Below are 10,452 nucleotides of genomic sequence, written 5' to 3'. Positions count from 1 at the left end.
CCCCCCCCCCCCCCCCCCCCCCCCCCCCCCCCCCCCCCCCGCGCCCGCCCCGGTCCCACGGCCGCGGCCGGCGGAAGAGCGCGAGTCGGCCGGGTGCGTGACGGGGGGCGTACGCGCCGGGCCGCTGCCATCCCCACCGCCCCGCCCCCCTGAGGCCTCCGTCGCCGCCCTCCCCGGGGGGACGCACGGCAGGAGCGGACCCCGTCCGCGGCGCTCGTCGTGGAGCGCGCCGGCCGACCTCGATCGTGCCCGTCGGGATGCTCATCCCGCTGCGCCCCGGCGCTCCCCCGGCGTGGGCCGTCCGGGTGAGGTGGCCACAAGGAGGTTGATGCAGCTCGGGCGCCACGCACCCTCTGGTGGCGGTATGTCATGAGAAGCGGTTTTTGTCGGGTGGTGGTTTGCTGCGCATGGCGGCGGACCTGTTCTGAGAGCCCCCTCCACGGAGCCGCCGTCGCATCCCTTTCCCGTCACAGCTCAAGGAGGAGCTTGATGTCGGTCTACACCCCCCAGCAGTACGGTCAGCAGCTGCAGCAGCCGCACTCGCAGCAGTCCGGTCAGCAGCAGTGGCAGCCGTGGGCAGGCCAGCAGGGCTACGGACAGCAGGGCTTCCCCCAGCCGTTCATGGGCCTGCAGGGCTACGGGCAGCAGCACTTCGGCCAGCCCGGCATCGGGCAGGGCCAGCACCAGCTGCCGCTGCTGGTGACCGAGCTGTCGCTGCGCTGTGCCGCCACGGCGGTCAACGCCATGGTCGAGCAGGTGCGCATCGACCCGCAGATCATGATGGGCATCCAGGCCCAGGGCCAGATCCCGCCGCACGCCTGGAGCAGCGTGCTCACCGAGTGCGCGCGCCGCATCGCTCCGGTCGTGCACAGCGCGCTGAGCCAGATCGCCCAGGGCCAGTCCCCGTTCGGCCAGTTCGGCCAGCAGCAGTCCGGCCAGTACGGCCAGTTCCCGGGCCAGTCCCAGTACGGGCAGTCGCCGTACGGGCAGCACTTCGGCCAGATGCCGCTCGGCATCTGACCGGTCTCCCGGTCGGCCGGGGTGGCCCCTTCGGGCTGCCCCGGCCGGCCGGGCCGTTCGCCCGGCCGCGGCAGCGGCGCGGTGTGGTCCAACGCAAGGTGATCGGTGAAGGCGGAAGCGTGATGAGTGAGCAGCAGGGCAACGGCGGCATGGCGAAGGGGCACGGCGGCGCCAAGGGCGGCCGCAGGCCCGGTGCCGGATCGGACGCCGGCGGGACGAAACAGGGCGCGGAGCAGTACGCGGGGACGGCCGGGACGCATCCCGGGCAGCCGGGCGGCGGCCGGGGCCGGTACCTGGTGGCCCCCAGGCCGGCGCCCTGGCTGACCGCGGGCGTGCCGCCCGTCGAGGCCTCGGCGCTGTTCACGTTGCTCGAGGAGGACCCGGAGGTGGAGGTGGTCGCCCAGGTGCGCCCCTCCCGCTCCCGTGGGCTGGAGGCGATCGCCGAGCCCCACCCGGTGTGCCCCCCGGTGGCCGTGGTGACGATGCCCCACGAGCGCGCCCGGGCACTGGCCGCCAACCCCCAGGTGGTGGTCGAGGCCGACCAGCCGCTCGCCTACACCCCGGCCCCCTCGACGCGTCCTCCCGTCCCGGCCGTGGACCCCGCGATGGAGGTCACCCTCCAGGAGCCGCCGCGCATCACGGTGCGGGTGACCAGCCGCGGGCAGGGCGTGCCGGACGCGCAGGTGTGGGCGACGGGCACGGGTGCGACGGCGTACGCCGTCACGGGCGCCGACGGCCGGGCGCAGATCGTGCTGCCGGCCGACACCCCGGCAACGGTCCGGTCCCTGTACGTACGCCCGGCGGGCGACCACTGGCCGGTGCGCACCGGCCGCCCCTTCCCGGACGACGACACGCTTTCCGGCGCGGAGGTGGAGGTGGTGGTCCGCTCCCTGGCGGAGACCTTCGAGGGCTTCCCGGACCGGCCGCTCACCGGCTGGGGCTGGCAGGCGATGCGCCTGCACGAGATCCCCCCGACCTATCGGGGCCACGGCGTCTCCGTCGCCCTGCTGGACTCCGGGGTCGACACCGCGCACCCGGACCTGAAGGACACCGTCCGCTCCGGGGCCGACTTCACCCCCGCGGCGGACGACGCGGGCTGGCGTACGGACGCGACCGGGCACGGCACCCGCTGCGCCGGGATCGTGGCCGCCGCCGACAACCGCACCGGGGTCACCGGCATCGCCGCGGACGCCACGGTGCACGCCCTCAAGCTCTTCCCCGGCGGCCGTGTGGCGGATCTGCTGCGCGCGGTGGACCACTGCATCGCCCACGACATCGACATCGCGCAGATCAACGTCACCTACGACCAGCCCTCGCAGCTGGCGGCGTGGAAGCTGATGGACGCGCACGCGGCCGGCATCGCCGTCATCGCCCCGGCGGGCGACACCGCGGGGGCGCTGAGCCCGCTCGCGGCGCTGCCCACCGTGCTGGCCGCGGGCGCCCTCGCGCACACCGGCACCTACCCGCCGGACAGCCCGGCGGCCGCCACCCAGCCCCCGTGGCCCGGCCCGTACCCGGCGCCCTTCACGCCCACCGGCCCCGGCGTCGATCTCACCGCGCCCGGGACCGCGGTCGTCACCACGGCGCTCCGCGCCTCCTACACCGTCGCCGAGGGCACCGCGGTCGCGGCGGCCCACCTCACCGGCCTGGCCGCGCTGGTGCTCGCCCACCACGACCAGCTGCGCGCGACGCCGCACCCGCGCGGCGCGGCCCGCACGGACCGGCTGATGGCCCTGCTCCGCGGCGCCAGCCGTCCGCTGCCCGTCACCGAGCCGCTCCGCGTCGGCGCCGGGCTGCCGGACGCCCCGACCGCGCTCGGTCTCGGCGCCTCGACGACGGCGATGTTCGACGCGGCCGCCGATCCCATGGCGACGGGCTCGCCCTCCCCCAACTGAGGCCCGCCCCGCACCCCGGGCCGGGCCCAGCGCGTCCGCGCGGGGCCCGGCCCGGGCGGCCCGCCCTCCGGGGCGGTGTGCTCCACGAGCTCGATCAGGGCCGTGGCGACGGCGTCGTGGTGTTCGTCGTCATATCCTGCGGCCGGCAGGTCGAACGTCCGACTCAGCGGCGTCCCCGGCCGTGCCGGCTGCGGCTCGTGCGTGCGGTGTCAGCACCCTCCGGGCCTCGCGCACGATCGCGACCACGGCCATGTCGTCCTCCAGCGGGGCGGCGACGTGGGCCAGCAGGTCATCGGTCATCTCCCGTACGAGCTGGTCGGGGCGCCGGTCGCCCCACTCCGCGACCCGGCTCGTGAGCGGGTAGAACTCCCCGTCGTCGTTCCGGGCCTCGGTCACGCCGTCGGTGTAGAGCAGCAACCGGTCGCCGGGGGCGAAGGCGAAGGTGGTGGGAGCGTAGCTGCTCCCGGTCAGGCCGCCGAGGCCCAGCGGAGGCGCGGGTTCCGGGACGTCGAGGGTGGTGACCTTTCCGTCGTGGAGGAGGATCGGCGGCAGGTGCCCGCAGCTGACGACGTTCACGTACGGCTCGTCGTCGGGGATCTCGACGACGGCGGCGGTGACGAAGCGCTCGCCGACGTCGGCGTCACTCGGCCCGTCCCATGCCTGGGTCAGCTCCCAGCGGACGCTGGCCTCCAGTGACTCCACCAGCTCCGCCAAGGGCGCCTGCCGGTGGGCGGCGGCGCGGAACGCCCCGAGGACGGTCTCGGTGTCGCCGATGGAACACAGGCCCTTGCCGCGTACGTCGCCGATGAGGATGCGGGTGGCCCGAGCGGTGCGGGCGACGGCGTACAGGTCGCCGCCGATGCGGTCACCGTCGCCGGCGCTGCGGTACGCCGTCGCGATGGTCACCGGGCCCGCGTGGGTGGGCAGCGGCCGCAGCAGCACGCCCTGGGCCGCCTCCGACACCTCGCGCAGCTCCGCGAGCTCACGTCTGCGCCGCTCGAGCAGGGTGCTGATGAGGACCAGCAGCAAGGTGAGCAGCACCAGCGAACCGAGCTGGACGAGCACGTTCTCGGTGAGCAGCGTGTGCCGCTCGGCGCCGGCCGCGACGAGCGCCAGCACCGCCGCGAGCCCGGTCAGGGCCCCCCGTACGGCTCCGGCGAAGGCGGAGGCCAGCGCGACGGGGATGACGAGTACGTGGGCGAGATGGACGTCCTCGGGCAGGAAGAGGTCGGCGACCGGCACCGCCGCGATGATGGCGATCATCACGGCGAGGAAGACTCTGCAACCCGATCCGACGGGATCCTGCATCACCGAGAGACGGGACCCGAACTGCATGCGGGTACCTCCCTTCCCGCACCCGCACCGGGTGCGACCACGACAGCCCCCGCTCTACGCGGTCCCAACATAAGGGAATTTCGTTTTCTTCCGGGCAAAATTCGCGTACCCCATCGCAGCTCCAGAGGTCCCGGAGGCATGCGTGGGGGATCCACGCGCGCTTTTCCGGGGTTCAGGCGGCCAGCAGGTCCGCCCAGCGTCCACCGCCGCGGCCGCGGGCTCCGACGCCGGAGCTGATGCCCAGGCTGTCGACGATCGCGGCGCCGCGGCCGTGCTCGCCGGGGCCGCGACTGGCGGCCCAGGCGCCGTGCCGCGGCGCGGGCCCGCCGTCGGTGACCTCGACGCGGATGATCGCCCTGCCGTCGATCTCGCCGCGCCGCAGACGCAGGGCGACCGGCGGCAGCGCGTGCTCCACGGCGTTGGTCACCAGTTCCGACACGACGAGGACGGCGTCGTGCACGGATTCCTCCGGCACCGACCAACCGGTCAGCACGGTGCGTGCGGTACGTCGCGCGACGGCGACGGCCAGGGCGCGGTGCTCCAGCTCGCACACGTACACATCGGTGCCGCGTACGGCAGGTGACCAGGTCGCGTACCAGCGCGTCATGTCCATCACTCCCCACGCCGAAGGGCTGCTCCGCAGCGTCACCGGTATGGGAGGGCCCCCTGTCCGTCCCCAACGGATCCGGGCCCCCGGTACCTGCCCCCATGGTGTACCCCGCTGTGACCCCCTGAACCCCACCTGTCACAGAAGTGGTCCGGCGTGCCCTCCAGGGGCGATGGGGCGATCCCGACCGTGTTCACGCGCCCGCGGAGCCGGTGAGATGCCGGCCTCGTCTGCGATCCTGGCAGGGTGCCGCCCCCGCAGACCGTCCCGGAACCGATCACCGCGGACCCGCCCGACGTCGCCACCGCCCCGCTGCTCACCCAGTCGTGGCTCGACCTGGCCTTCCTCCACTGGGCGGCCGACCCGGCCGGCATCGCGCCGCTCCTGCCGGCCGGCACCGTGCCCGACACCCTCGACGGCGTCACCTATGTCGGTCTCGTCGCCTTCCGCATGCGCCGCGTCGGCTGGTTCCGGCTCCCCGGTGTCCCCTACCTGGGCACCTTCCCGGAGACGAACGTCCGCCTGTACTCCGTGGACGCCCACGGGCGGCGCGGTGTCGTCTTCCGCTCGCTCGACGCGTCCCGGCTGATACCCATGGCGGTCGCGCGCGCCGCGTTCCGCCTGCCGTACCTGTGGTCGCGGATGGCGATCCGCCGCGACGGCGACACCCTGACGTACACCAGCACCCGGCGGTGGCCGGGCCCGCGCGGGGCGCACTCCCGGATCACCGTCCGCGTCGGCGAGCCCATCGCGGAACCCACCGAGCTCGAGCACTTCCTCACCGCCCGCTGGGGCCTGCACAACACGTTCTTCGAACGGCAGCTGTACCTGCCGAACTCCCACCCCCGCTGGCCGCTGCACCACGCCGAGCTGCTCGACTGCGACGAGACCCTCGTCACGGCCGCCGGCCTCCCCGCTCCCGTGGGTCCGCCGGTCAGCGTCCTGTACTCCCCTGGCGTCCCCGTCCGCTTCGGCCGTCCCGCCCGCCCCGGCGGCATCCCCACGCCCTGAGGCATCGTCCGCGCGTTCAGTCGGGCGGCAGGAGCGTGCCCAGGGGGCCGAGGTCCAGGTTGAGGTCGGACATGGACAGGCCGTACTCGGCGCAGAGGCCCGCCATACGGTCGTGGAGGATCATGAGCGTGGCGCCGAGGCGTTCCTCCTCCTCCTCGGTGAGGTCGCCCGCGTCGACGCGGTGCAGGGCCTGCCGTTCCATGAGCTGGCGGAGGAGTTCGACGAGGGTGAGGACGAGCTTCATCAGATCGCGTTCGACCGTGTCGGGGTCGGTGCTGATCCGGCGCGCGGGCCGGGGCGACGCGGTGTCACGCGGGACGGCGGGGAGGAGGCGGAAGGCCCGGGCGGCGGCGTCGGAAACCTCGCCGAGGCGGTTTGGGGGGTGGTCGTCGCCAGGGGGTACGAGGGATGTCATGGGCCGGGCTCCGCGCCCCACGGGGAGAGGTGGCGTTCGCTGATGGAGACGATCAGAGCGCGCAGGGAGATGCGGACGAGGTCGATGTCGGCGATGGAGAGCACCACGTCGCCGGTGAGGACGACGCCGCCGCTCAGGAGGCGGTCGAGCAGGTCGACGAGCGCGACCTGGCGCTCGGCCAGGGGTTCGGGGGCCCGGTCGGCGGCGGTCATGGCGCCGCGTCCGCCGCGTCGGGTTCGTGCCGTGAGGCGCCGGGGAGGACGGCGAAGGAGTACGGGGCCCAGGGGCCGGTGACGTCGACGCGCACGCCGGAAAGTCCTTCGCCGGCGGCGAGCGCCCGGGTCCGGAAGGCCTCGGCCTGTTCGCGCGGGACGAGGAAGGCGTCGTTGAGGACGTTCTCCCCCGCGCCGGCGGCGAGTCGGCCCTGCTGGACGCCGTGCCGGGCGTGCCCGGCGGCCAGTTCGCGGCCGATCATCTCGACGCGTGCGGCGGCTTCCTCCGCCGCGCGGTAGGCCTCGTCCCGGGATTGCCGCTGGGCGCGGCGGGCGTTCAGGTAGGCGCGGCCGGGGCTGAGGGCGTCGGTGGTGCCGGGGGGTGCCGCGGCGGCCGGGGCGTCCACGTAGATCTTGACGCCCCATTCGAGGTGGCCCGTGAGGCGGTCCAGGACCTGCGAGAACGCCGCGTCGTCGGCGCTCAGCACGTCGCGGACGCGTTCCTCGTCCAGGTAGACCGTGGCCAGCCGCAGCGGCAGCACCGTGGTGTGCGCGGACAGCGCTTCGATGACGGTGTGATGGGCGCGGGCGACGGCCTCCAGCCAGTCCAGGTCCTCCAGGTGGCCGCGGAGGGCGTCCTCCCGGAAGTCCGCGGCAGGCACCGGGCTGACGGCGGCGGCCAGCGCACCGGACGTCACGAGCCGCACCGGCGCACCGGCGACGCCCCTCAGCGCCTCCAGGGCAGCGGCCGGCACGCCGTCGCCACGCAGCACGGCGTACGCGTAGCTGACCCGGTCATTCATCGTCCGTCCCGGTGCCGCCGCCGCGGCGGCGCTGCGTCGCCGCGGAGGACCGCGTGCGGTGGCGGGAGGCCACGCTGCCGCGTGGCGTGTCCGTCAGCTCCCGCCCCTCCTTCAGCGCCTCGATCTCCTCGCGCAGCCGCCGGTTCTCCTCGGCGAGCGAGCCCTCCCCGTGGGCGCGCGAGGACAGCGAGGGGTCGCGCTCCCACCAGTCGATGCCCATCTCCTTGGCCTTGTCGACGGAGGCCACCAGCAGTCGCAGTTTGATGGTGAGCAGCTCGATGTCGAGCAGGTTGATCTGGATGTCGCCGGCGATCACGATGCCCTTGTCCAGGACCCGCTCGAGGATGTCCGCCAGATTGGCCGAGGACCCCTGCCCGTAGGGGTGCGGCTGGGAGGCGGCCCTCGTGGGGTACGAGCCGAGCCGGCCGGCCGGGGAATCCGTCACTGCGTCACCTCGTCTCAGGGCGGTGCCTCACCGCGCCGGAACGCGGCGATCTCCTCGAGGCGGTCGAGCAGTTCCTCCTCGCGTGCCTCGAAGGTCTCGTCGTCGATCCGTCCGGCGAGGAGTTCCTTCTCCAGGGCGGCCAGTTGTCGTTCGACGGGCTCGGGGTCGTAGTACTCCTGCTCGGCGGCCTCCAGCACGCGCTCGACGACCCAGCCCACACCGCGCACCGGCGCCAGGGGCAGGGTGACGATCTGCGTGAACAGTCCCATGACGCCTCCTCACTCGTCCTCTTCACACGAAGCTGTACGGCGGCAGCGGTCCGAGCAGCCGGAAGTCGCATTCCTCGCCGACCTGGTTGGCCAGGCTGAGCTGGGTGGCGAGGAACATCTCCTCCTTGCTGTCGTCCACCAGGAAGGAGACGCTGAGGAAGTCCTGTCCGGCCGGGGCCGTGGCCACGTCGTCCCGCGCGAAGGGGCGCAGCGCCTCGATGATGCCCGCACCGAGGGCCTGCTGGCGGGCCTGCACCTCGTTGGCCATCAGCTCGCCCAGCATCAGCGGCGTGTCGGGCGAGGCGGATCCGGCGCGGATCTCCTCGTTCAGCCGGCGTGCCTCGTCGTTCTCGTCGAGGATCCGGCGCAGCAGCGAGTCCTCGTCCCACGAGACCTTCAGGTGGTACTCGGCGCAGCCCTCCAGGTTCTTCAGTTGCTCCTGGAACTCCCCCGCGCGGTCGTCCAGGACGCCGCGTACGGCGTCCTCGTCGGGTGCCGTGAAACCGAAGCGCAGCGGCAGTACCGCGCCATCGGCCATCAGCCGTTCCTGGACCGCCTGGTGCGCGAGCACGTCCCTGCGCCGGGGGCGCAGGTCCTCGGGCGCGTCGCTCACGACCGCGGAGAGCCCCGCCGAGGTCACCGAGCGCAACGGATCGTCCGACCCGCCGACGGGCGTGAGGCCGTCAAGGCGCATCGGGTGGTCCCTGAAAGTGATGGAGTAGACGTAGACGGCCATGATCATTCCCTCTCCCGCCGGGAGGCCCGCCTGGTGCTCCTGCGCTGCTGCCGGGGCTCCTCCTCGTACTCCGCTTCCTCCTCTTCGGGCTCCTCCTCGTACTCGTCATCCTCCTCGTCACCGCCCTTCAGGGCGCCGGTCACGGCCTCCACCGCGCCGGAGAGCGCGCCCTTGGACTTGCCCTTCGCGCCGCCCTCGGTGATCTCGCCGACGATGTCGGTGAGCTGGGCGGGCTGTTTGCGGCCGGACTCCAGGTCCAGGCGGTTGCAGGCCTCGGCGAAGCGCAGATAGGTGTCGACGCTGGCCACGACGATGCGAGCGTCGATCTTCAGGATCTCGATGCCCACCAGGGACACGCGGACGAACACGTCGATGACGAGACCTCGGTCCAGGATGAGCTCCAGGACGTCGTACAGACTCCCCGTACCGCCCCTGGAGATATTGCCGCCGCCCTGCGGCACCACGGTCATCGCGCCTCCCTTCAGCGCCTCGTCGCCTCAGCGCCGGTCGATCTGACCCCGCGTGTAACGGCGGGTCCGTTCGTACGCCACCAGGTCTCCCTCCGCGTCGAGCTTTACGTGGTAGGTGGCCATCACGCTGGTGGTCTCGGGCACACGCTCCAACTCCAGTACCTCCACGTCCGCTTCCCAGCCTTCGTCCACGGGTTTGACCGCCGAGACGGACTCCGGCCTGCGGCCGAGGAGTTCGAAGAGCTGATCGGCTGCGGAACGCATCGCCCAGGCGGCGGAGCGCTTGCGCGGTCGCTCTGCGCCTTCGCCGTCCCGGCCGCGCCTGGTGCCCTTGTTCCGGGCGTTCCTGTCGCTTGCGGCCATCCCCTTCTCCGGTTCCGGAGGAGCGCCACCCCCACTAAGAAACGTACTATTTCAGCATATACACCCCCACCCATGTGTGCGGCGACAGGTCGCTTTCCGAAGGGAACGACTGATGAAAGACACGACCAAGATCGCTCTTGCCGCCGCTGTCGCCGGTGGCTACGTGCTCGGTCGCGCCAAGAAGGGGCGGCTCGCCTTCGCGATGGCGACCTTTCTCGCAGGTCGCCGTGCCGGACTCGATCCGCAACAACTGGTGACCGAGGGTATTCGCAAGCTCCAGGAGGTCCCGCAGATCGCCGACCTCAACGAGCAGCTGCGCGGCGAGCTGATGGACGCCGGGCGGAAGGCCGTCACGGCGGCCGCGGACCGCAAGCTCGGCGACCTGGCGGGCGCGTTGCACGACCGCACGGCCCGGATCGGCGCCAAGAAGAAGCGGGGCGAGGAAGAGGAGTCGGAAGAGGAATACGAACCGCAAGGCGGGGAAGAAGAGGCGGCCGCGGAGAAGCCCCGGTCGAAGCGGCGGCGTCGCCCCGCCCACGCGGAAGAGGAGCCTGAGGGCGAGGAAGCCGAGGGCGAGGAGGAAGAGGAGGAAGAGGAGGAGGGCGAAGGGGAGGAGGAACCGCCCAGGCGCCGCCGCGCCGCGAAGAGCCGGCAACCCAGGCCGGAACGCGAGCCGGAGCGCAGGCCGACGGCCAGGAAGGCGCCCGCCAAGAAGGCGCAACCCGCGAAGAAGACCGCCACCGCCAAGAAGACCGCGGCACCGGCCAAGCGCACGGCGAAGAAGGCTTCCGCGCCCGCCAAGAAGGCCGCGGCGCGCAAGCCCCTGGCAAAGAAGGCGGCGGCCAAGAAGACGTCCACACGGCGGAGGTAG

14 protein-coding genes are annotated in these 10,452 nt (G+C 73.2%); 4 read left to right on the top strand and 10 right to left on the bottom strand.

Annotated elements, in window-relative coordinates; all coding sequences use genetic code 11:
- The first annotated feature begins 489 nt into the window (after positions 1–489).
- Together AC3EUJ_RS33495 and AC3EUJ_RS33490 are read left to right on the top strand one after the other, a co-directional pair.
- Positions 490–1,020, top strand: coding sequence for a hypothetical protein (locus AC3EUJ_RS33495; protein WP_431968141.1), 531 nt, complete (start codon positions 490–492; stop codon positions 1,018–1,020).
- A gap of 122 nt (positions 1,021–1,142) precedes the next feature.
- Positions 1,143–2,915, top strand: a complete 1,773-nt coding sequence (locus AC3EUJ_RS33490; RefSeq protein WP_431968139.1) for a S8 family serine peptidase — start codon at positions 1,143–1,145, stop codon at positions 2,913–2,915.
- Positions 2,916–3,044: 129 nt separating this feature from the next.
- On the opposite strand, the gene AC3EUJ_RS33485 is transcribed toward AC3EUJ_RS33490, so the two are convergent.
- Both AC3EUJ_RS33485 and AC3EUJ_RS33480 read right to left on the bottom strand, forming a co-directional pair.
- A complete protein-coding gene (locus AC3EUJ_RS33485) occupies positions 3,045–4,250 on the bottom strand; it encodes a PP2C family protein-serine/threonine phosphatase (protein WP_431968137.1) in 1,206 nt (401 codons plus the stop codon).
- Positions 4,251–4,422: 172 nt separating this feature from the next.
- The gene (locus AC3EUJ_RS33480) at positions 4,423–4,857 is read right to left on the bottom strand and encodes an ATP-binding protein (RefSeq protein WP_431968135.1); all 435 of its coding nucleotides are present in this window, start codon (positions 4,855–4,857) and stop codon (positions 4,423–4,425) included.
- A gap of 246 nt (positions 4,858–5,103) precedes the next feature.
- On the opposite strand from AC3EUJ_RS33480, the gene AC3EUJ_RS33475 reads away from it, so the two are divergent.
- Positions 5,104–5,868 (top strand): YqjF family protein, encoded by a 765-nt coding sequence (locus tag AC3EUJ_RS33475; protein ID WP_431968133.1) that lies wholly within the window; start codon positions 5,104–5,106, stop codon positions 5,866–5,868.
- Positions 5,869–5,884: 16 nt separating this feature from the next.
- Here the strand turns inward: AC3EUJ_RS33475 and AC3EUJ_RS33470 are convergent, their stop codons facing one another.
- From AC3EUJ_RS33470 to AC3EUJ_RS33435, 8 genes are read right to left on the bottom strand one after another with little or no spacing between them, the layout of a single operon-like run.
- On the bottom strand, positions 5,885–6,283 hold the full coding sequence (locus AC3EUJ_RS33470; protein ID WP_431968131.1) for a gas vesicle protein K: 399 nt from the start codon (positions 6,281–6,283) through the stop codon (positions 5,885–5,887).
- Complete coding sequence (locus AC3EUJ_RS33465) at positions 6,280–6,495, bottom strand: gas vesicle protein (RefSeq protein WP_431968129.1); 216 nt, start codon at positions 6,493–6,495, stop codon at positions 6,280–6,282. The genes AC3EUJ_RS33470 and AC3EUJ_RS33465 overlap by 4 nt, the downstream gene beginning before the upstream one ends.
- Entirely contained in the window at positions 6,492–7,298 is an 807-nt protein-coding gene (locus AC3EUJ_RS33460) for a GvpL/GvpF family gas vesicle protein (protein ID WP_431968127.1), read from the bottom strand. Before AC3EUJ_RS33460 ends, AC3EUJ_RS33465 begins: the two co-directional genes overlap by 4 nt.
- The gene (locus AC3EUJ_RS33455) at positions 7,291–7,743 is read right to left on the bottom strand and encodes a gas vesicle protein (RefSeq protein WP_431968125.1); all 453 of its coding nucleotides are present in this window, start codon (positions 7,741–7,743) and stop codon (positions 7,291–7,293) included. Before AC3EUJ_RS33455 ends, AC3EUJ_RS33460 begins: the two co-directional genes overlap by 8 nt.
- Before the next feature lie 14 nt (positions 7,744–7,757).
- The gene (locus AC3EUJ_RS33450) at positions 7,758–8,012 is read right to left on the bottom strand and encodes a gas vesicle protein GvpG (protein WP_431968123.1); all 255 of its coding nucleotides are present in this window, start codon (positions 8,010–8,012) and stop codon (positions 7,758–7,760) included.
- Between the two features lie 22 nt (positions 8,013–8,034).
- Positions 8,035–8,748: a GvpL/GvpF family gas vesicle protein gene (locus AC3EUJ_RS33445; RefSeq protein WP_431968121.1), complete on the bottom strand. Its 714-nt coding sequence runs from the start codon at positions 8,746–8,748 to the stop codon at positions 8,035–8,037.
- A 2-nt stretch (positions 8,749–8,750) separates the two neighbouring features.
- Positions 8,751–9,218 carry a gas vesicle structural protein GvpA gene (locus AC3EUJ_RS33440; protein WP_431968119.1) on the bottom strand — a complete coding sequence of 156 codons (468 nt, stop codon included), beginning with the start codon at positions 9,216–9,218 and terminating at the stop codon, positions 8,751–8,753.
- Positions 9,219–9,245: 27 nt separating this feature from the next.
- Positions 9,246–9,581, bottom strand: a complete 336-nt coding sequence (locus tag AC3EUJ_RS33435) for a gas vesicle protein GvpO (RefSeq protein WP_431968117.1) — start codon at positions 9,579–9,581, stop codon at positions 9,246–9,248.
- A gap of 112 nt (positions 9,582–9,693) precedes the next feature.
- On the opposite strand from AC3EUJ_RS33435, the gene AC3EUJ_RS33430 reads away from it, so the two are divergent.
- The gene (locus AC3EUJ_RS33430; protein ID WP_431968115.1) at positions 9,694–10,452 is read left to right on the top strand and encodes a histone protein; all 759 of its coding nucleotides are present in this window, start codon (positions 9,694–9,696) and stop codon (positions 10,450–10,452) included.

It is taken from the genome of Actinacidiphila sp. bgisy160 (assembly GCF_057707815.1).
The sequence above is the reverse complement of the archived record's forward strand: the minus strand, read 5'-3'. Positions and strand labels throughout refer to the sequence as shown.